The organism is Streptomyces sp. JJ66, from assembly GCF_019303495.1.
Lineage (GTDB): Bacteria > Actinomycetota > Actinomycetes > Streptomycetales > Streptomycetaceae > Streptomyces.
On the sequence record NZ_JAEVFI010000002.1, the window covers coordinates 190,573 to 211,304 of the forward strand.

Consider the following 20,732-nt stretch of genomic DNA (forward strand, 5'->3'; position numbering starts at 1 on the left):
GAGGGGGTGGCCGCGCGGTTCGGCCCTTGCGGGGGCTGAATCAGCGCGGCCGGCCAAGCAGAAGGCGTACGGCACGCATGGGGTCAGGGTAGCGCAACCGCCGCATGGCTCTCCGCCGGGTTTCGCGAGAGGGGCGGGCGAAAAGAGCGGGGCGAAAGAGATAAGGGCGACGCGGCTCGCGTCGCCCTTAGGGTGTGGAGCTAAGGAGAATTGAACTCCTGACCTCTTGCATGCCATGCAAGCGCTCTACCAACTGAGCTATAGCCCCGGGTTTGGTCCTCCGCGGGTTTTCCCCGCGGCGGCGTCGCCCACTCTACACGGCTCCGCGCGCCGGTTGCCAAATCCGTTCCGGCCTCGGCCGCTCAGCGACTCGACCCCGGCTGCTCGGACGGACAGACGGTCAGCCGGCCAGAAGGCCAGAAGGTCAGAAGGTCAGAAGGTCAGCCGGCCAGAAGGTCAGACGGTCACGAACGAGTAGAAGCGCTTGAGCGTGCAGTGCTCCTCCAGCAGGCGGCCGTAGATGGGTTCGCCCTCCAGCTCGCGGTACGTCTCGATCGGGTCGCCGACTATGATCAGCGCCCGCGCGCACTCCACACACCAGTACTGGTAGCGGGCGTTCAGCGGCTCCATGTCGCGGACGATGGGCGTGCCACTCGCGCACCAGTCGCACTTTCTGCTGTGCGCGCCCATGTCAGGCCCCACCCGTCTCGGCTATGGCCCCGGCCCGGCCCGGTGTAGGCACGCTCGGGGTGGCCGTCGGCGTCGGAGCGAGCTGGCCCTCGCGTGAGCGGTGGATGCGCCTGGGCACCGCGGCGTCCCTCCCCTTTCGGGCTGTTCCCCCTGCTGCGCTGACGATTCTGCCACGTTACAGCCGCGTACAGCAGAGCACCGGGCGGCGGTACACGACGAGGGCGACCCCGCCCGCGTCACCGCGAAACAAGATCGCCCTCATACCCGTGGAGCTAAGGAGAATCGAACTCCTGACCTCTTGCATGCCATGCAAGCGCTCTACCAACTGAGCTATAGCCCCATGCTCCCGGCTTTCCGACCATCGGCCGCGCCGTGAACGAGAAGAACTGTACCTGGTGACCTGCCCGAACGTGAAATCCGCCCAGGCTGGTCACCCCGGAGTGCCGGGCGCGCGGCCGTCGGCCCGGGCCGCGTCAGTCGTCGTCGCCGAGGACGGGCTCGGGCAGGCTGCCCGCGTTGTGCTCCAGCAGCCGCCAGCCGCGCAGGCTCTCCCCCAGCACGGACCACGAGCAGTTCGACAGGCCGCCCAGCGCCTCCCACGCGTCCGGGGGCAGACCGATCAGCCGTCCGATGGTGGTGCGGATGGTGCCGCCGTGGCTGACGACGACCAGCGTGCCGCCGTCGGGCAGCTTGTCGGCGCCGCGCTCAACGATCGGCGCCGCCCGGTCGGCGACCTCCGTCTCCAGCTCACCGCCACCGCGCCGCACCGGCTCGCCGCGCTTCCACGCGGCGTACTGCTCGCCGTAGCGCCCCACGATCTCCTCGTGCGTGAGCCCCTGCCACTTCCCCGCGTACGTCTCCCGCAGGTTCTCGTCGTGGTGGACGTCCAGACCGGTCAGCGCGGCCAGCTCGGCGGCGGTGGCGCGGGCCCGGCTGAGGTCGGAGGAGAGGATCGCGTCGGGCCCCAGCGCGGCCAGCAGGCGCGCGGCGCGCCGGGCCTGGCTCAGGCCCTCCGTCGTCAGCGGGATGTCCGTGGAGCCCTGGAAGCGGCGCTCCAGGTTCCACGACGTCTGCCCGTGCCGCCACAGGACGATCTTGCGGCCGCGCATCAGGGGCGCTCCTCCGCGTCTGCGGCCTGCTGGTCACCGTCCTGATCGGCGTCCTGGCCGCCGTCCTTCGTCCGGGTGGCCCGCGCGTCCTCGGGCAGCTCCAGCTCGGGGCAGTCCTTCCACAGCCGCTCCAGGGCATAGAAGACACGCTCCTCCTCGTGCTGGACGTGCACGACGATGTCAACGTAGTCGAGCAGCACCCAGCGCCCGTCGCGCTCGCCCTCCCGGCGGACGGGCTTGGCCTTCAGCTCCTTGAGCAGCTTCTCCTCGATCCCGTCCACGATCGACTTGACCTGTCGGTCGTTGGGCGCCGAGGCGAGCAGGAAGGCGTCGGTGATGGAGAGCACATCGCTGACGTCGTAGGCGACGACATCGTGCGCGAGCTTGTCGGCGGCTGCCTGGGCGGCGGCGTTGATCAGCTCAAGGGAGCGGTCGGTGGCGGTCACAGGCGCTGGCTTTCGGTCGGTGGACACGGACACATGACCTGTCAAGGGTCTCACGACCCACTCCGTGCCCCCGCGCCGACGCCGCCAGGCTCAGCCGCCGTAGTCCGTGCCCAGGACGACCGTGACATCCGCGTTGGCCGCGCCCTGCCCCTGTTCCACCGCCTTGGCGGGCAGCCCGAGCGTCAGGGCCACCCCCTCGGCCTTCGCGGCGTCGGCCTCGTCGGCGTAGGTGACGACGCTGGTGGACGCCGTCTTCTCGGCCTCGCGGGCCGGGACGACGGTGTAGCCGCCATTGACGAGGGTGACCTGGGCGCTCTGGGCGCTCGCCGCCTCACCGGTGGCGTTGCGCACGCTGACGCGGACGGCCGCGCCCGGGTCGGAGTTGCGCACGGTGCCGCCCAGCACCTCCCGGACCATGCCGCGAGCCGTCTCATCGCTCAGCGTGCCGTTGTCCTCGACCGGCAGCACGCGGGTGTCGAGCTTGCCCTGGTCCGCGTAACCGGCCAGCTCGGCGAGGACGGCGCCGAGCTGGGCCTCGGACAGCGACGGGTCCAGCACCTGGAGCAGCGACGCGACGGTGGCCGTGGCCGCGTCCGGGTCGGTGGACAGCTCGCGCAGCACGGCGTCCAGCACCTGGCCGAACCGGGACAGTTGGCTGGTCTGCGGCTCGTCCTCGGCCCGGTGGGTGGCGTAGGCGACGGCGGCGACGCCGTTCAGCTCGCGGCCCTTCCCCTCGTTCACCAGCGCCGGGTCGCCCTTCTCGGCCCCGGGCACGGTGGTGTCGGCGTCTAGCGTGATGCCGCCGACGGCCTCCACGAGGTTCTTCAGGTAGGGCGTGTCCAGGCGCCAGGAACCCTCGATGCCGGTGCCGAACAGGTTACCGAGCGCGTCCCGGGTAGCGCCGACGCCCTGGCCGTCGAAGGACTCGCCGAGGGTGGTCGTCGTGCCGTCGTCCGAGGTCAGCGCGAGCGCGTTCGGCAGCAGCACGGCGGTGCCGCGCCCGGCGGTGTCGTTGCCGACCAACAGCGCGGTGGAGATCTCCTCGGTGTCGGTGTCGCGCAGGTGGACCACGACCACGTTGCGCTCCTCGGCGGGCGCGGCGGCGGTCTCGGCGTCGCCCTCGCCGACGCCGGGCAGGTTGCCGGTGGCCCACAGCAAGCCGGTGCCGCCGCCGAGCAGCAGCACGGCGGCCACGACGAGCGCGATGGTGCGGTGGCGGCCGCGCCGCTTGGCCTCCTCGCGCCGCTCGGTGCGGCTCTCGCTGAACTTCAGCCAGTCGATGACGTCTTCGGACTCGTCGTTGTCCTCCTCGATGAAGGCGAACTGCTCGGTCCGGTACTCCGGCACGTCGCCCGGGCCCGGTGCGCCCGCCTCGTCCGCGCGGCTGGGCTCGTGCGGGGTGCCTGACTCAGGCGCGGTGCCCGTCTCGCCCGCCGGGGCTGACCCGTCCCCGGGGCCTGGCTCGTGCGGGGTGCCCGCCTCGCCCGGGGCGGGCGTGTCGTACGGGGCGGGCGTGTCGTACGGGGCGGGCGTGTCGTACGGGTGGGTGTACGGCTGCTCATACGGCTGGGCGTAGGGCTGCTCGGGCGCGGCGGGCTGGGGGTCGGCGTAGGGCGGCTGGTAGCCACCGTAGGGGTCGTAGGCGTCGTACTCCGACGCCGGTGGATGCGGCTGCTGGGGCAGCCACGCCGTCTCGCCGGACTGCCCGGTGGGCTGCTGGCCGGTGTACGAGGCGTAGCTGGAAGGCTGTTGCCCGTACGCGTCCTGGCCGTAGGGTCCGGTGGCGTCGTACCCGGGGCCGGGCTGGGCCTCGTAGCCGGGGTCACCGTAGGACAGCGGCGCGGGCTCCTGGGGGGCGTAGGGGTCCTGCGGGGCGTACGGGTCGTGGTAGACCGGGCGGCCGTACTCGTCGTACCCGGCGAAGTGCCCCTGACCGTACGGGTCGTGTCGGTCGCTCAAGACTGCCGCCCCTTCAGCTGTTCGGTACCGACGGCTCCCGGTACAGCCCGCGCTTGGTGATGTAGCGCACGACGCCGTCCGGGACGAGATACCAGACCGGGTCGCCCTGCGCCACTCTCGCCCGGCAGTCCGTCGAGGAGATGGCCAGCGCGGGGATCTCGACGAGGGAGACGCCGCCGTCCGGCAGACCGGGGTCGGCGAGGTGGTGACCGGGGCGGGTGACGCCGATGAAGTGGGCGAGCGAGAACAGCTCACCGGCGTTGCGCCAGGTGAGGATCTGCGCGAGCGCGTCGGCGCCGGTGATGAAGAACAGGTCGTCGTCCGGGTGCAGGGCGCGCAGGTCCCGCAGGGTGTCGATCGTGTACGTCCGCCCGGGCCGGTCGATGTCCAGGCGGCTGACCGAGAACTGGGGGTTGGACGCGGTGGCGATGACCGTCATCAGGTAGCGGTCCTCGGCGGGTGAGACGACCTGGTGGGTCTTCTGCCACGGCTGCCCGGTGGGCACGAAGACGACCTCGTCGAGGGCGTACCGGGCCGCGACCTCGCTGGCGGCGACCAGGTGGCCGTGGTGGATCGGGTCGAACGTCCCGCCCATCACGCCGAGCCGCCGCTTGCCGGTCCGGGGCACTATGTGCTCTGCCATGCGCTGACCCTAACGCCGTCCCGCGCGTCGGAGACGGCTCAGCGGTCCCGGTTGAAGCGGGTGGTCACCCACAGCAGCAACAGCAGCATGCCCAGTCCGATGCCGCCGATCAGGTACGGGTTGAGGCTGGCGTGCTGGCCGCCGTGCTCACCGGTCTGGGCCAGGAGGGCGAGGGCGTCGGCGGAGCTGGGGAGAGTCATCGTCATGGGACCTTGTCGTGTGATCGTCGCTGGAGGCTGAGCACATGGTAAGCGGACGGGTTTCTCGCGACGGGCGCACCCACCCCGTAGGCTGGGCGGACCAGCCGTGCGGCTGGCCGGGCAGGGCCTGTGAGGGGACGGGCCACAGCAGACCCGCTTCTTAGGGGGCCGAATGAGTGACAGCAATCCCACGACCGACGAACGCCTGCCGGGCCGCAACCGGCGGCGCTTCCCCGGGATCTCCTCCCGGGCCTACGAGCACCCGGCCGACCGGTCCGCGCTGGTCGCCCTGCGCAAGCTGACCGGCTTCGACACCGTCTTCAAGACCCTCAGCGGCCTGCTGCCCGAGCGCAGCCTGCGCCTGCTGTTCCTGTCGGACTCGGTGCGGGTGAGCGACCAGCAGTTCGCGCACCTCAATGTCATGCTGCGCGACGCCTGCTACATCCTGGACCTGGAGAAGGTCCCGCCGATGTACGTCACGCAGAACCCGCAGCCGAACGCCATGTGCATCGGCCTGGACGAGCCGATCATCGTGGTGTCCACGGGCCTGGTGGAACTGCTGGACGAGGAGGAGATGCGTGCTGTCATCGGCCATGAGGTCGGGCACGCGCTCTCCGGGCACGCCGTCTACCGCACGATCCTGCTGTTCCTGACCAGTCTCGCGGTGAAGGTCGCCTGGATTCCGCTGGGCAACGTGGCGATCATGGCGCTGGTGACGGCGCTGCGCGAGTGGTTCCGCAAGTCGGAGCTGTCCGCGGACCGCGCGGGGCTGCTCGTCGGGCAGGACTTGGCGGCGTCGATGCGCGGGCTGATGAAGATCGCGGGCGGCAACCACCTGCACGAGATGAACGTGGACGCGTTCCTCGCCCAGGCCGAGGAGTACGAGGCGGGCGGCGACCTGCGCGACTCGGTGCTGAAGATCCTCAACGTGCTGCCGCGCAGTCACCCGTTCACCACCGTGCGGGCGGCGGAGCTGAAGAAGTGGGCCGAAAGCCGCGACTACCAGCGGCTGATGGACGGCCACTACCCGCGCCGGAACGAGGACGGGGACACCTCGGTCTCCGGCTCCTTCCGCGAGTCGGCCGACCACTACCGCGAGTCGGCCCGGACGAGCAAGGACCCGCTGGTGGGTCTGATGCGCGACCTGGCGGGCGGCGCCGGAGATCTCGGCGGCAAGCTGCGCGACTTCGCCACCGGGGGACGCCGGGCGAACGGCGGCGGGGAGCCGCCGCGCGAGGAGCGGTAGGCACGCGGCACCCGCACCCCACAGGCGGTGACCCGGCGCGGGTCACCGCCTTTCCGCGTGGCTGACGTGAGGCCCGGGCGTGCGTCAGCCGATCCCGGAGGGCTGGGCGGCGCCCGCGAGGGTGCCGCACACCGGGGTGCCGTTGGGGCGGTCGGCGTACGGGTCGATGCCCGTCACCTCGTCCTGGCCGACGCTCTGCCCGGCCAGTATCGGCCGCAGCTCGTCGGCCGAGACCGCCGAGCAGGGCAGCGGACCGGCCTGCATGACCACGTGCTCGACACTCAGCCGCTGCCGGGGCAGGTCCTCGCGCTCGATCTGGAGGCGCACCTGACGGCGGACGGTGAACAGCGCGGCGTCCTCCCCGCTGCCCTGGTCGTTCCCGGCGGCCCGCTCAGCCGGACCCACGGCGTAGACGAACACGTGGTCGGCGGTGACCTCCAGCAGGTCGCGGTCCTGCTGGGTGACGGTCAGGGTGCCGCTGACCCGCACGCCGGGATCGGCGAGGGCGACGTGCTCGGTGTCCAGCCGCACCAGCCAGGCCGTGGCGGGTGGCGCCCGAAGCCCCTCGCCCTGCCCGGAGGCGTCCGGTGGCGGCGGGCCGGGAGCGGCCGCGGCCCGCATGCTGCGGTCGAAGCGGCCGCGCTGATCGGACACCAGCAGATCGCGTACGGGTTCGGTGGCGCCGCCGGTCAGCACCCCGGAGTCCAGGGAGGACTCAACCACGTACTTCTTGCCCAGCGTCAGCGCTGCCCGTATCTGGTGGTCGGAGAAGTCGCGGGTGCCCGTGACGTCGGCGGGCAGCTCCACCCCGTCCGCGCCGATGCCGAACCCGGCGGCCTGGCTGGCCGAGAACAGCTCCTCGGCGGGGCCGCCCGGTACGGTCTCGCGCGGCACGAGCGGGACGATGGTGGCCCGCAGCGGCCGGGGCTCGGTCGCCGTCTGCTCCTGGGAGGGGCCGGTGAGGCCCATGTACATCGCGGTGCCGAAGGCCAGGATCACCAGCCCCAGCAGGACCATGACCTGTTTGGCGGTGGAGCCGGTGACCCGCCCCAGCGGCGGCAGCGGGCGCACCGGGTGCTCGTGGTCGGCCAGGCGCTCCTGCGCGGAGCACTCCTGAAGGCGCGCCCGGCGGATGAAGGACTCGTCGAACACCGTCGAACGGAACTCGTCGTCACTCCCTCCCGGCGGCATGCCCTCGGGAGGATTCGCACGCCCGGCCATACAGACAGGGTAGGCCGCGGCACGGCCCCGCAAACGCCCGGGCGGGGGCGGGTTCGCGCCAGGTGTGGGACGGCTCAGGGCACTGCGGACAGGGGGTGCGGCAGGGCGGCGGGCAGCTCCGGCGGGGGCCCGCCCAGGGTGTCGGCCGGCTCGGTGGTGGCCGGGGGCTGCCGGGGCGCCTCGCGCTGGCCGGACACGCCCCGGTAGACGGCGGCGAAGGCCATCGCGATGACGCCGATCCCCATCACGATCGCCAGCACCCAGGCCACCGGACGCTGCCAGCGCACGGGAGCGCGGTGCCGGGCGGGACGGCTGCGGGCCCATTCCGCGTAGGCGGCACGGCCGTGGTGCGCCTCCTCGGCGTCCAGGCCGTCGTCGCCGTGGTAGCTGTCGTAACCGCCGTAGCCCTCATAGCCGCCGGGGGCGCCGGGGGCGCCGTAGGGGTCGTACCGGTCGTAGGCGCCGGGGAACGGTCCGTACTCGCCGGGGCGGCCGCCGTAGGGGGCGGGCTCGTCCTCGAAGCCGTCGTCGAAGCCCTCGCCGCCTGGCCGGTTGTAGGCATCCTCCCGGGTGGCCGCGGCTTCGGCCTCCGCGCGGGCCTGGGTGGCGGCGCGGGTCCGCTCGGCGGCGCTGGGCTCGTGGACGGCGGCCGCCCGTACGAACGCCTCGTCGAGCACCACGGAGGCGAACGCGTCGTCCGCTCCCCCGTGGTCGTCACGGTGGTCGGGCTCGTCGCCGTCGGGGGACGGCAGGCCCTTCGCCTCGTCCGGCACGGCACCAGGGTAGACCGCATCGGCCCGCCGGGGCAGAGGAAGCGGCGAATTGCCTCCCCGCCCCGGCGGCCCGTGCGCGGGGTGTTACGCGGCCGGTGGGCGCCGGGCGTCAGGTACGCACGTGGCCGTCGCCGGTGACGACGTACTTGGTGGACGTCAGCTCGGGCAGCCCCATCGGGCCGCGGGCGTGCAGCTTCTGCGTCGAGATGCCGATCTCGGCGCCGAAGCCGAACTGGCTGCCGTCGGTGAACCGGGTGGAGGCGTTGACCATCACGGCGGTGGAGTCCACCCGGGACACGAAGCGGCGGGCCGCCGTGGTGTCGCGGGTGACGATGGCCTCGGTGTGCCCGGAGCTGTAGCGGCGGATGTGGGCGACGGCGGCGTCCAGGTCCGGCACGACGGCGGCGGCGATGTCGTAGGAGAGGTACTCGCTCTCCCAGTCCTCCTCGGTGGCGGCCACGACGCTGTCGTCCGCCCGCTGCCAGGCCGCGTCACCGTGCACCGTGACACCGGCGTCGGCCAGCGCCTTCAGCGCGCGCGGCAGGAAGACCTCGGCGAGGCCCGCGTGCACGAGGACCGTCTCGGCCGCGTTGCAGACGCTGGGGCGCTGGGCCTTGGCGTTGACCAGGATGTCCACGGCCATGTCCACGTCCGCGTGCTCGTCCACGTAGACGTGGCAGTTGCCGGTGCCGGTCTCGATCACCGGCACCGTCGAACCCTCGACGACGGTCTTGATCAGTGCGGCGCCGCCGCGCGGGATCAGCACGTCCACCAGGCCACGGGCGGTCATCAGCTCGGTGACGCTGTCCCGGCTCAGGCCCGGCACCAGCTGCACCGCGTCGGCGGGCAGCCCCACGCCCGCGACCGCGTCGCGCAGCACGGCGACAAGCGCGGTGTTGGAAGAGTAGGCGGAGGACGAGCCGCGCAGCAGCACCGCGTTGCCCGACTTCAGGCACAGCGCCGCAGCGTCCACGGTGACGTTCGGGCGGGCCTCATAGATGATGCCGACGACGCCGAGCGGCACGCGGACCTGCCGCAGCTCCAGGCCGTTCGGCAGCGTCGAGCCGCGCAGCACCTCGCCGACCGGGTCGGGCAGAGCCACCACGTCGCGCACGTCGGCGGCGATGGCGGTGATCCGCTCGGGAGTCAGGGTGAGCCGGTCGATGATGGCCTCGGCGGTACCGGCCTCCCGGGCCCGGGCCACGTCCTCGGCGTTCGCGGCGGTGATCTCGTCGGTGCGGGCCACCAGGGCGTCGGCGATCGCGAGCAGCGCCGCGTCGCGTGCGGTGCGCGGCAGTGGGGCGAGGTGGGCGGCGGCCTCCCGGGCCCTGCGTGCGGTCTCGCGCACGGCGGAGGACTCGGCCGGGGCGTTCGCGGCGGCTGAGTCGGCGGGCGTCGGGGAAGGCGTGACAGCGCTGCTCATGCGGCCAGCGTAAGCCAGGCGACGGGCCGGTCCCACGGCCTCGTCCACGCAGCGAGACGCCGGTCACGGCCGGGGCCGGCGGGAGGTGTGGCGGCTCGGAGCGGGCGGCGGAGCGGGGCGCACGGGCGGCGGGTTCGGGACGGAGCGGGGTGCGGGCGGCGGGTTCGGACGGGCGGCGGGTCAGAACGGGTGCACGCCGACCGGCGCGGCCGGGGGCGGGCCGAACCCCTCGGCCACGCGCTGCTGGTACGTGACCCGGTCGATCACCTCAAGCCCGACGATCTCCCACGGCGGCAGCTGCGCGCTGGCCCGGTGCTCGCCCCACAGCCGCAGCGCCAGGGCGGCCGCGTCACGCAGGTCACGCGCCTCCTCCCAGTACCGGATCTCGGCGTGGTCGTTGGCGTAGCGGCTGGTCAGCAGGAAGGGGTGGTCGTGCGCGAGCTGCTCCAGAGCGCGCCGTACCTCACCCAGCGGCGCCTGGGCCCCGGAGACGCTGAGGGTCACGTGCCACAGGCGGTTCGCCTCGCCGCGCGCGGTGCGGGCGTCCGTCCCCTGCTGCGGGACCGTCGGCGGCACCACGTGCTGCCCGGAGCCCCGCTCGGAAGTGCCCTCGCCGACGCTCACCAGTCGTCTCACGGCGGCCTCCTTCTGCGCTCCTGGTGTTCTGCGCTGCCAGCGTCACGGACGCGGCGGACGCCCGGCGATGCGTTCCGCCGCACCACAGTTGACCAGTCCGGCGCCACCCGCGTGGGGGTTTTGGCGAACCTGTCCCGGGAAAGGCTGACGCCTGCGGTCTCATGCTTACGCCGTGTGCGAGCGATGCGCACGCTCCGGTCGCACACGGCGGCTCAGCGCAGCAGTACCAGGTCGTCGCGGTGGATGATCTCGCGCTCGTACGCCGGGCCGAGCGCGCGGGCCAGCTCCCGCGTCGAACGGCCCAGCAGCTGCGGGATCTCCTTGGCGTCGAAGTTGACGAGGCCGCGCGCCACGGCGTTGCCGTGCGCGTCCCGCAGCTCCACGGGGTCGCCTGCGGAGAAGTCGCCCTCCACGCGCTGCACGCCCGCCGGCAGCAGCGAGGTGCGGCGCTCCACGACGGCCTCGACCGCACCCGCGTCCAGCACGAGGGCGCCCTGCGGACTGGAAGCGTGCGCCAGCCACAGCAGGCGGTCGGCCGAGCGGCGGCCGGTGCGGTGGAAGAAGGTGCCGGTGACGCGTCCGGCCAGCGCGTCGGCGGCCCGGCTGGCCGAGGTCAGCACCACCGGGATGCCCGCGCCCGCGGCGATCCGGGCCGCGTCAACCTTCGTCACCATGCCGCCGGTGCCGACGCCAGACGAGCCCACGCTGCCCAGCGACACCTCGGCCAGGTCAGCGGGGCCGTGCACTTCGTCGAGGCGGGTGCTGCCGGGCAGGCTCGGGTCGCCGTCGTAGAGGCCATCGACGTCGGAGAGCAGAACCAGCAGGTCGGCGCGGACCAGGTGGGCGACGAGAGCGGCGAGCCGGTCGTTGTCGCCGAAGCGGATCTCGTCGGTGGCGATGGTGTCGTTCTCGTTGACGACCGGCACCGCGCCCATGGCCAGCAGCTGTTCCAGCGTCCGGTAGGCGTTGCGGTAGTGGCCGCGCCTGCTGGTGTCGTCGGAGGTCAGCAGCACCTGGCCGACGCGGCGGCCGTAGCGGGCGAAGGAGGCGGTGTAGCGCGCCACGAGCAGGCCCTGACCGACACTGGCGGCGGCCTGCTGGCGCGCGAGGTCGCGCGGACGGGTGGGCAGGCCCAGCGGGGCCAGGCCCGCCGCGATCGCACCGGAGGAGACGAGCACGATCTCCTTGTCGCCGTGCTTGGCGAGCACGTCCACCAGGGCGTCCACGCGGTCGGCGTCCAGGCCGCCGACGGCGGTGGTGAGGGAGGACGAGCCGACCTTGACCACGATGCGCCGTGCGTGCTCGACATCGCGGCGGATGCCCTCGCCTGCGCCTGCCACCTGTGCCCCCCTTGCGGTGTCATCGTGCGTTCGTGCGCCTACGCCCGCAATCTACGCCAGCCGCCGCACCCTCCGCGCGCCGGTCCATGCCCCGGACACACACCAGGGCCTCCGCCCCGCCGCCGCACCGGGCCACGGTTAGGCGGGGCCGGCCCTGTCCCGCATGGGGTGGCACGCCCCCGCGCCTCCCGCCCCAGTCTCGGATCTTCCCCCTGGGGCGCGCGGGCACGGGCGAGCGGCACTGCCGCCACCGCGTGCCGGTCCCCGTCACGACGGCCGGGGCGGGTGGGTGACGCCCAGGAGTGAGGGGCACGTAGGGTTTGGGAGCGGAATGGTCGGGGCGTGTTCGACCGACATACGGTCAGGCACACGCCACCGTTCCTCGACGGCGCTGCCGCGTCCGCCCCCGCTCCCACTCCACGAGAGAATGCCACCCGTGTCGTTCGCCGGACTTCTCATTCAACGCAAGGGACAGCTCGCCGCGCTGCTCGGCCTGCTGGCGCTGCTGGCCGCCCAGCTCACCGGGGCGCTGTTGCCCAACGTGCCGCTGTTCATCGCCGCCTCGGCCGCCGGGCTCGCTCTCGACCTGCTCCTGCACCACCGCTACCCACACCTGCTGGCGCTGCTGGTCCGGGTGCGCTTTGACGCCTCGACGCGGCAGCTCATGCGCGACATGATCCTGCTGCTCGGCCTGGTGCGCCTGCCCGGGTTCAACCCGACAGGTGAGTGGCCGCTGGTGACGGGGCTGGTGTGCGCGTACGGGGCGCACTTCGCCTGCCAGGCCGTGGCCCTGCTGATCCGCCGCAACCGGGCGCTGCCCGTGCTCACCCGCAACGTGGACGTGTCCGCGCTGCACCTCAGTCCCGCTCCGCCGCGCATTCTGGCCCGCCAGCCGGGCCGCCGGCTGCTGGTGTTCATGGTCCCGGCCACGACCGGTCTGCTGCTGTCCGCGAACACGGAGCAGGCGGTGTGGGGGCTGGTGGGCGTCGGCACCTCGCTGGCGCTGTTCCTCGGCGGTACCGTGTGGGCCGCCACCTGGCTGCTGCGCGGCAGGCGGGCGCCGGGCGAGGAGGCCGTGCTGGAGTGGCTGGAGCAGTGGCTGAAGCAGTACCAGCCCACGCACGCCCTGTACTTCTCCGGCGGCGCCAGCTCCGCCTACCAGGCCAACATGTGGCTGTCGACGCTGGCCGCGCTGGACGGCAGGCCGCTGATCGTGCTGCGCGAGCGGTTCATGGTGCAGAAGATCGAGGCCACCGACGTGCCGATTGTGTGCATCCCGAAGGTCGCGCACCTGATGACGCTGGAGCACTCGTCGCTGAAGGTGATGATCCACCCGGCGAACTCGGGTAAGACCTCGCAAGTGCTGCGCATCCCGACGATCAAGCACACGTTCGTCAACCACGGCGAGAGCGACAAGCTCTCCAGCTGCAACCCCTACGCCAAGGCGTACGACGAGGTGTGGGTGGCCGGTCCGGCCGCCCGCGAGCGCTACCAGCTGGCGGACATCGGTGTGGACGACCGCGACGTGGTGGAGGTCGGACGGCCACAGCTCGCCCCGGTGCAGCCCGCCTCGGGTCCGCCCACCGGCCCGTGGACGACCGTGCTGTACGCCCCCACCTGGGAAGGCTGGACGGACGACCCGGGCAACACCTCGATCATGCTGGCCGGGGAGAACCTGGTCCGCGCTCTGCTCGCCGACCCGGGCGTGCGGCTGCTGTACAAGCCGCACCCGATGACCGGCTCCGTGGACCCGCGGGCCGGACAGGCCGACCAGCGCATCCGCGCGCTGATCGCCGAGGCCAACGCCGCCCGGGCCGCCGAGCCAGGCCGCGCCGATCCCGGGGCAAGGGCCTGCGCCGAGCTGGCGCGGCGCACCACGGAGCTGGACCGGCTGGCCGCCGTCGCGTTCCGCGCCAGTGCGGACGACACCGAGCGCATGCTGGTGCAGTCCCGGCCCCAGGCGGGGCGGGCCGAGGCCGTGGCGGCCGCGCAGGAGGCGTGGGAGGCGGCCTTCTGGGCGTCGCTGCCCCCGTGGGAGCACCAGGTCGTGGTCGGGCCACGGCCGGGCATCTTCTCCTGCTTCAACCAGGCGGACCTGCTGATCAGCGACGTCTCCAGCGTCGTCTCGGACTACCTCAGCAGCGAGAAGCCCTACGCGGTGGTCAACACCAGCGGGCTGGACGAGGCGCACTACCGGGCCGCGTTCCCGACGGTGCGCGCGGCCACCGTGCTGACGCCCGACGCGGCCGGGCTTCCGGAGCCGCTGGCCGCCGTCCGCGACCCGGAGCTCGACCCGCTGGCCGGGGCCCGGGCCGCGCTGAAGACGCAACTGCTGGGCCCGGCGGAACCGCCCTCACTGGTCCGCTTCAACTCCGCCGTGCAGGCCCTGTGCGCCCGCGCGGACGCCCGTCGCGCCCGGATGGCCCGTTCGGCCGCCGGGCAGCCGGGCCGCGCGGAACAGGAGGAGGAGCTGAAAGAGACGACGCGCGCACGGCTGGGTGACGCCGCCCCGGGTGACGCGGAAGAGCCCGAGGACTCGCTGACGGCCTAGGCCGCTGACGACCTAGGGTCCACGTGCTCCGCGCCGGTCGTGCGCTCCGTCCGCTGGCTGCGGCGCATAAGGACAGCGGCCGCTCCCCGCTGGGGGGCGGCCACTGTCCCGTTACGTCAACCCGGCCCGTCAGCTGAACGGGTCGAAGTCCTCGTACTCCTGGTGGGCCTCGTCGCGCTCGGCGTCGCGGTCGCGGCGGCGCTGCGCGGCCGGGCGTACGCCGTCCATGCGGTGGTCCTCGCCACGGCGGCCCAGCATCTCGGCGCCCGCCATGACGGTCGGCTCCCAGTCGAAGACGACGGCGTCCTCCTCCGGGCCGATGGCCACGCCGTCACCCTCACGGGCACCAGCCCGCAGCAGCTCTTCCTCCACGCCGAGGCGGTTCAGCCGGTCGGCGAGGTAGCCGACGGCCTCGTCGTTGTTGAAGTCGGTCTGGCGGACCCAGCGCTCGGGCTTGTCGCCGCGCACGCGGAAGACGCCCTCGCCCTCCCGGGTGACGGTGAAACCGCTGTCGTCCACGGCCTGCGGGCGGATGACGACGCGGGTGGCCTCCTGCCGGGGCCGCGCGGCACGCGCCTCGGCGACGAGGCCAGCGAGCGCGAACGACAGCTCCTTCAAGCCCTCGCGGCTGACCGCGGAGACCTCGAAGACCCGGTAGCCGCGCGCCTGGAGGTCGGGTCGCACCAGCTCGGCCAGGTCCCGGCCGTCGGGCACGTCCATCTTGTTCAGCACCACGATGCGGGGCCGGTCGGCCAGGCCGCGCCCGTACTCGGTGAGCTCCCGCTCGATGACGTCGAGGTCGGACAGCGGGTCGCGGCCGGACTCCAGCGTCGCGGTGTCCAGGACGTGGACCAGCACCTCGCAGCGCTCGACGTGCCGCAGGAACTCCAGGCCCAGGCCCCTGCCCTCGCTGGCGCCGGGGATGAGCCCGGGCACGTCGGCGACCGTGTAGACCGTCGCACCGGCCGTCATCACGCCGAGGTTGGGGACGAGCGTGGTGAACGGGTAGTCGGCGATCTTCGGCTTGGCGGCGGACAGCACGGAGATCAGCGAGGACTTCCCCGCCGACGGGTAGCCCACCAGCGCCACATCGGCGACGGTCTTCAGCTCCAGCACGATGTCCCGCACCTGGCCGGGCACGCCCAGCAGGGCGAAACCGGGGGCCTTGCGGCGGGGTGAGGCCAGCGCGGCGTTGCCCAGGCCGCCCCGGCCGCCCTCGGCGGCGACGAAGGTGGTGCCCTCGCCCACCAGGTCGGCCAGCACGTTGCCGCGCTTGTCCAGCACCACCGTGCCGTCCGGCACCGGCAGCACCAGATCCTCACCGTGGGACCCGGCGCGGTGGCCGCCCGCGCCCGGCTTGCCGTTGGTGGCCTTGCGGTGCGGGCTGTGGTGGTACTCCAGCAGCGTCGTCACGCTCTGATCGACGACGAGGACGACGTCGCCGCCCCGGCCGCCGTTGCCGCCGTCCGGGCCACCGAGCGGCTTGAACTTCTCCCGGTGCACGGAGGCACAGCCGTGGCCCCCGTTGCCCGCGGCGACGTGCAGCTCGACGCGGTCCACGAAGGTGGTCATGAAGGTGCCTCCCGGCTGGCTGGTTCAGTGCGACGGGCGCGGCGCCCGCCACACGCTGGGTAACACGCCGAGGGCGGAGCCGCTCCCCCCGCGCGTGGCGCGAGTGAGGCGGTCCGCCCTCGACAGAATGCCGTGTGGTGTTCCGGAGCCGGTGACCCGGCGCGTGGCTGTTACTCGCCGGCCGGAACGATGTTGACGACCTTGCGGCCACGGGCCGTGCCGAACTGCACGGCACCGGCGGACAGCGCGAACAGCGTGTCGTCGCCGCCGCGGCCGACGCCCGCGCCCGGGTGGAAGTGGGTGCCGCGCTGGCGGACCAGGATCTCACCGGCGGACACGACCTGGCCGCCGAAGCGCTTCACGCCGAGGCGCTTGGCGTTGGAGTCGCGGCCGTTCCGGGTGGACGATGCGCCCTTCTTGTGTGCCATCTGTTCTCAGTCCCTCACTTCGCCGGGGCGTCGATGCCGGTGATCTTCAGCGCGGTGTGCAGCTGGCGGTGGCCGATGCGCTTCTTGTAACCGGTCTTGTTCTTGTACTTCTGGATGTCGATCTTGGTGCCCTTGTGGTGGTCCACGACCTCGGCCTGGACCTTCACGCCGGCGAGCACCCACGGGTCGCTGGTGATGGCGTCACCGTCAACCACGAGCACGGTGGAGAGCTCGACGCTGTCGCCGACCTTGCTCGCGGACATACGGTCAACCTCGATGACGTCGCCGACAGCAACCTTCTGCTGGCGGCCGCCGGTGCGCACGATGGCGTACACGCGGAACTCTCTTTCACTCGTAGTCGAAGCCCCTGATGCCAGCCGCCCGCGCGCGGACTCGACGTCCGCGGCGATCCGGGGGATGTCAGCGGCCTCTCCCCTGGCCGGACGACCGGAGAGGAGGGAGGTGCTCAGAGGCACGGCGTGCACAGTGACACGCCGACGGTCAAGGTTACGGGCCCATGACCAGCAGGGTCAAACCGGCCCGGCCCCCGGCCGGGGAGGAGACGGACCGTAGTCCGCCCTCCCCGGCCGGCGGAGTCCGTCAGCCTTCGGCGGACTCCGGCGAAGCGGACGCCCCGGCGGTGGCAGTCGCCGTCTTCTTGGCGGTGGTCTTCTTGGCCGCCGTCTTCGCCGTGGCCTTCTTCGCCGTCGCCTTCTTCGCCGTGGAGCTGGCGGGGGCCTTCTTGGCGGTGGTCTTCTTCGCCGCCGTCTTCGCCGTCGTCTTGGCCGTCGTCTTCTTGGCGGGGGCCTTCTTGGCGGCCTTCTTCGCCGGCGCCTTCTTCGCCGTCTTCTTCACGGGCTTCTCCGGCGCCGCCTCCTCCAGCGCGGCTCCCTGTTCCGGCGCGGCGGCGGGCAGGACGATCGCTTCCGGTGCCTGGGTCTCCGGTGCCGACACCGGCGCGGACACCCGGCGGGTGACGCGACGCGGGGCGGGACCTGCTGCCGCCGCGACGGGCTCCGGCGCCGGAGCCGGTTCCGCGACGGGCCCGGCGGCCTCCGGGGCGGTCTCGGGCGCCCCTGCGGAGATGACCGTCACGGCCGCCTCCGGTGACTCCGTGGGCGCACCGGCCGGTGCCGTCGCCTTGCGGCTGGCCCGGCGGCGCGGGGCGGGAGCGGGCTCGGCGGCGGGTGCCTGCGCGACCGGCTCGGGCCGGGTCGGGTGCTCGGGCGCCGGTGCGGACGCGGGAACCACGGTCACCGCGTCCTCATCGGACGCCACCGGGGCACCAGCGGGCACGGACACCTTGCGGCTGCCCCGGCGCCGGGTGCGGGCGGCGGGCGCGGGCTCCGGCTCGGGGGGCGTCACCTCAGGCGCGGCGGGCTCGACGGCCACCGGCTCACCGGAGACGGGCTCGACGGCCACCGGCTCCGGAGCGGGCGCCTCGGCGGGCTCCGGCGTCGTCGGCGCACCGGCGCGGCGGGACGCACGGCGACGACCCCGGCGGCCGTACCGCGACGCGGCCTCCTCGGCCTCCGCGACGCTGCTGTACAGCTCGTCGTCGGGCTCGAACGGCTCCGGCCGGGGTGCGGGTTCCGCAGCCACCGGCTGCGGCTCAGGCTCCGGCGCCCGCTCCGGCTCGGCGGCCGGCCCGGCGGGCGTCGGCTCGGCCTGCGGGGCCTCCTGCTGGCCGCCCTTGCCCTTCTTCTTGCCGCGCTTGCCGCCACCACCGCCGGCCGGCGCGTGGGCCTGCTCCATGTGGACGATGAGCCCGCGCCCGTTGCAGTGCGTGCAGGGCTCGGAGAAGGACTCCAGCAGGCCCTGGCCGACCCGCTTGCGGGTCATCTGCACCAGGCCGAGCGAGGTCACCTCGGCGACCTGGTGCTTGGTGCGGTCCCGGCCCAGGCACTCCAGCAGGCGCCGCAGTACCAGCTCCCGGTTGGACTCCAGCACCATGTCGATGAAGTCGATCACGATGATGCCGCCGAGGTCGCGCAGCCGCAGCTGGCGCACGATCTCCTCGGCCGCCTCCAGGTTGTTCCTGGTGACCGTCTCCTCCAGGTTGCCGCCCTGGCCGGTGAACTTGCCGGTGTTGACATCGACGACGATCATCGCCTCGGTCCGGTCGATCACCAGCGAGCCGCCGCTGGGCAGCCAGACCTTGCGGTCCAGCGCCTTCATCAGCTGCTCGTCGATCCGGTAGGTGGCGAAGACGTCCACCTCGGACGTCCACTTCTGCAGCCGCTCGGCGAGATCCGGCGCGACGTGCGAGACGTAGCCGTGAATGGTCTCCCACGCCTCGGCACCGCTGACGACGACCTTGGTGAAGTCCTCGTTGAAGATGTCGCGCACCACGCGGACGGTCATGTCCGGCTCGCCGTAGAGCAGGGTGGGGGCGTTGCCCTTCTGCGCCTTCCGCTGAATGTCCTCCCACTGCGCCTGCAGCCGCTGGACGTCGCGGGCCAGCTCAGCCTCGCTGGCACCCTCGGCGGCGGTGCGCACGATGACGCCCGCGTTCTCGGGGACGACCTTCTTCAGGATCGTCTTCAGCCGGGAGCGCTCGGTGTCGGGCAGCTTGCGGCTGATCCCGGTCATCGAGCCCTCGGGCACGTACACCAGGTAGCGGCCCGGAAGCGAGACCTGGCTGGTCAGCCGGGCACCCTTGTGCCCCATCGGGTCCTTGGTGACCTGCACCAGCACCGACTGGCCGGACTTCAGCGCCGTCTCAATGCGCCGCGGGCCACCGGAGACGCCCAGCGCCTCGAAGTTGACCTCACCGGCGTAGAGCACGGCATTGCGCCCCTTGCCGATGTCCACGAAGGCGGCCTCCATCGACGGCAGCACGTTCTGCACCTTGCCCAGGTACACGTTGCCGACGTAGGAGTGGGACTCCTCCTTGTTCACGAAGTGCTCGACGAGGACGTCGTCCTCCAGCACCGCGATCTGCGTACGCTCGCCGCTCTGCCGGACGATCATCTCCCGCTTGACCGCCTCGCGGCGCGCGAGGAACTCGGCCTCGGTGATGATCGGCACCCGGCGGCGGCCCTGCTCGCGGCCCTCCCGGCGACGCTGCTTCTTGGCCTCCAGCCGGGTGGAACCCCTGACGGCCTGAACGCCGTCACCCTCGTCCTCCGCCTTCTTCTTGCGCGGCTCGCGGACCTTCACGACGGTGCGCTCGGGGTCGTCCCCCGCCTCGCCCTCACCGGAGCCGCCCTCACCGTCACCGCTGCGGCGGCGGCGCCGGCGACGACGGCGCGAGCTGCTGGTGGCCGACGAACCGCCCTCCTCGTCCTGGGCGTCGTCCTGAGCGTCGTTCTCGCCCCCTGTCTCCTCCTCGGCGCCCTCGGCGAACGCGGACTCCTCCCCGGAGTCCTGCTCGGCACCCTCGGACTCGTCGGCGTTGTCTCCCCGGCGACGGCGGCGACCGCCCCGGCGACGGCGGCGCGCGGGACGCTCGCCACCCTCCTCCGACTCCTGGCGGCCGTCGGCGTCCGTGTCAGCCTCGTGGGCCTCGTCCTGGGCTTCGTCCTCGGACTCGGCCGGCTCGGTGGTCCCGGCGGCGGGTGCCTGCCGCTCGTCCTGGTCGGCGTCCGCGCGGCGGCGGCGTCGGCGGGCGGGGCGCTCCGGCTCGGCCTCCGCAGCCTCGGCCTCCGCCCGCTGCCCGGCGGCCGCGACGCTCTGCGGCGTCTGGAAGCTGGGCTCGGAGAAGACGGGGGCCTGGAAGAGGGAGGCCGCCGAGAGCGCCGGGCCGGTGGGCTCCTGCGCGGTGGTCTCCTCGCCCCCACCGGGCTCCGCTGCCGGGGCCTTCTGCGCCTTCCGTGACTTCTTCTGCGTCTTCTGAGGCTCCTGGGTCTTCTGGGCCTTCTGGGCCTTCGGACCCTTCTGGGTCTTGTGAGGCTTCTGTTCCTCTTGCTGCGGCGTCTCCGGCTCGACCGGCGCGTCCGTGGGGCGCGGGCCGGCAGACGCGGTGGCCACGGCGGCGTCTTCGGCGGCGGGCTGCTCGGAGCCGGGCGGCGGTGCGGCGGCCTTGCGCGTGGCGCGGCGGCGGGTGCGGGCGGGCTTGGCCGCCGGTTCGGCAGCGGTCTCCGCGTCCGGAGCCGGTGCGGTGACCCGTTCGGCCCGCTCGGCAGCCTGCGGCGCGGCGGCGGACGGGGCGTCCTCGGCGGACGCGGCCGGTGCCGGTTCGGGCGCCGGGGCGGGGGCTCCAGCCGGGCGGCTGGCGGCCCGGCGGCGTCGGCGCGGCGGCAGGGTACCGCTGGGGCTGGCGTCCTCGGTGTGCTCCGGCGGAGCTGCGGGGTCGGTTGGTTCGAGCATCCGGGGGTGTCTCCCGTCACGCTCCCGGGTGTGCTGGGCTCGCGCCCACCACGGCTCGCGGCAACGGGACGGTGTCGCGAGCCGGGGCGCGGGCGCCGCACGGGAGCTGTTGTCTCACTCGCCGGTTCCGTGCCACTGACCCGGCTACGGCGAAAGTCTGTCGGTGGGTGCGCCGACCGTCCGG

Annotated in this window: 17 protein-coding genes and 2 tRNA genes; 2 read left to right on the forward strand and 17 right to left on the reverse strand. The window is 73.3% G+C overall.

The annotated features are described in order from the left end of the window. Positions 1 to 195: 195 nt before the first annotated feature. From JJV70_RS02860 to JJV70_RS02895, 8 genes are all read right to left on the reverse strand, one after another. A tRNA-Ala gene (locus JJV70_RS02860) sits at positions 196 to 268 on the reverse strand. A 188-nt stretch (positions 269 to 456) separates the two neighbouring features. After that, entirely contained in the window at positions 457 to 690 is a 234-nt protein-coding gene (locus JJV70_RS02865; protein WP_219045994.1) for a hypothetical protein, read from the reverse strand. A gap of 267 nt (positions 691 to 957) precedes the next feature. Continuing rightward, positions 958 to 1,030: transfer RNA gene (locus JJV70_RS02870), tRNA-Ala, on the reverse strand. A 133-nt stretch (positions 1,031 to 1,163) separates the two neighbouring features. Continuing rightward, complete coding sequence (locus JJV70_RS02875) at positions 1,164 to 1,799, reverse strand: histidine phosphatase family protein (protein ID WP_219045995.1); 636 nt, start codon at positions 1,797 to 1,799, stop codon at positions 1,164 to 1,166. Beyond that, positions 1,799 to 2,245: a ribosome silencing factor gene (gene rsfS / locus JJV70_RS02880; protein WP_219045997.1), complete on the reverse strand. Its 447-nt coding sequence runs from the start codon at positions 2,243 to 2,245 to the stop codon at positions 1,799 to 1,801. Before rsfS ends, JJV70_RS02875 begins: the two co-directional genes overlap by 1 nt. A 90-nt stretch (positions 2,246 to 2,335) precedes the next feature. Then, positions 2,336 to 4,204: a LytR C-terminal domain-containing protein gene (locus JJV70_RS02885; RefSeq protein ID WP_219045999.1), complete on the reverse strand. Its 1,869-nt coding sequence runs from the start codon at positions 4,202 to 4,204 to the stop codon at positions 2,336 to 2,338. Between the two features lie 13 nt (positions 4,205 to 4,217). Continuing rightward, complete coding sequence (nadD, locus tag JJV70_RS02890) at positions 4,218 to 4,847, reverse strand: nicotinate-nucleotide adenylyltransferase (RefSeq protein WP_219046001.1); 630 nt, start codon at positions 4,845 to 4,847, stop codon at positions 4,218 to 4,220. A 38-nt stretch (positions 4,848 to 4,885) separates the two neighbouring features. Further along, on the reverse strand, positions 4,886 to 5,053 hold the full coding sequence (locus JJV70_RS02895; protein WP_219046196.1) for a hypothetical protein: 168 nt from the start codon (positions 5,051 to 5,053) through the stop codon (positions 4,886 to 4,888). A gap of 166 nt (positions 5,054 to 5,219) precedes the next feature. Here JJV70_RS02895 and JJV70_RS02900 point away from each other — a divergent pair, with 166 nt between their 5' ends. Then, complete coding sequence (locus tag JJV70_RS02900; RefSeq protein WP_219046003.1) at positions 5,220 to 6,293, forward strand: M48 family metallopeptidase; 1,074 nt, start codon at positions 5,220 to 5,222, stop codon at positions 6,291 to 6,293. A gap of 84 nt (positions 6,294 to 6,377) precedes the next feature. Here JJV70_RS02900 and JJV70_RS02905 read toward each other — a convergent pair whose 3' ends face one another. From JJV70_RS02905 to proB, 5 genes are all read right to left on the reverse strand, one after another. Next, on the reverse strand, positions 6,378 to 7,514 hold the full coding sequence (locus JJV70_RS02905; protein WP_219046005.1) for a hypothetical protein: 1,137 nt from the start codon (positions 7,512 to 7,514) through the stop codon (positions 6,378 to 6,380). 74 nt (positions 7,515 to 7,588) lie between these two features. After that, positions 7,589 to 8,287 (reverse strand): hypothetical protein, encoded by a 699-nt coding sequence (locus JJV70_RS02910; protein ID WP_219046007.1) that lies wholly within the window; start codon positions 8,285 to 8,287, stop codon positions 7,589 to 7,591. 109 nt (positions 8,288 to 8,396) lie between these two features. Continuing rightward, positions 8,397 to 9,710, reverse strand: coding sequence for a glutamate-5-semialdehyde dehydrogenase (locus JJV70_RS02915; protein WP_219046009.1), 1,314 nt, complete (start codon positions 9,708 to 9,710; stop codon positions 8,397 to 8,399). Between the two features lie 180 nt (positions 9,711 to 9,890). Beyond that, complete coding sequence (locus JJV70_RS02920; protein ID WP_308294664.1) at positions 9,891 to 10,286, reverse strand: hypothetical protein; 396 nt, start codon at positions 10,284 to 10,286, stop codon at positions 9,891 to 9,893. A 272-nt stretch (positions 10,287 to 10,558) separates the two neighbouring features. Then, positions 10,559 to 11,686 carry a glutamate 5-kinase gene (proB, locus tag JJV70_RS02925; protein ID WP_219046013.1) on the reverse strand — a complete coding sequence of 376 codons (1,128 nt, stop codon included), beginning with the start codon at positions 11,684 to 11,686 and terminating at the stop codon, positions 10,559 to 10,561. 427 nt (positions 11,687 to 12,113) lie between these two features. Between proB and JJV70_RS02930 the strand changes: the two genes are divergently transcribed. After that, on the forward strand, positions 12,114 to 14,237 hold the full coding sequence (locus tag JJV70_RS02930; RefSeq protein ID WP_374227236.1) for a hypothetical protein: 2,124 nt from the start codon (positions 12,114 to 12,116) through the stop codon (positions 14,235 to 14,237). A 129-nt stretch (positions 14,238 to 14,366) separates the two neighbouring features. On the opposite strand, the gene obgE is transcribed toward JJV70_RS02930, so the two are convergent. From obgE to JJV70_RS02950, 4 genes are all read right to left on the reverse strand, one after another. Continuing rightward, positions 14,367 to 15,809: a GTPase ObgE gene (gene obgE, locus JJV70_RS02935; RefSeq protein ID WP_219046017.1), complete on the reverse strand. Its 1,443-nt coding sequence runs from the start codon at positions 15,807 to 15,809 to the stop codon at positions 14,367 to 14,369. Positions 15,810 to 15,979: 170 nt separating this feature from the next. Next, on the reverse strand, positions 15,980 to 16,237 hold the full coding sequence (gene rpmA / locus JJV70_RS02940; protein WP_219046020.1) for a 50S ribosomal protein L27: 258 nt from the start codon (positions 16,235 to 16,237) through the stop codon (positions 15,980 to 15,982). 14 nt (positions 16,238 to 16,251) lie between these two features. Then, positions 16,252 to 16,572: a 50S ribosomal protein L21 gene (gene rplU, locus JJV70_RS02945; RefSeq protein ID WP_219046021.1), complete on the reverse strand. Its 321-nt coding sequence runs from the start codon at positions 16,570 to 16,572 to the stop codon at positions 16,252 to 16,254. A gap of 265 nt (positions 16,573 to 16,837) precedes the next feature. After that, positions 16,838 to 20,548: an Rne/Rng family ribonuclease gene (locus tag JJV70_RS02950; protein ID WP_219046022.1), complete on the reverse strand. Its 3,711-nt coding sequence runs from the start codon at positions 20,546 to 20,548 to the stop codon at positions 16,838 to 16,840. Positions 20,549 to 20,732: the final 184 nt, after the last annotated feature.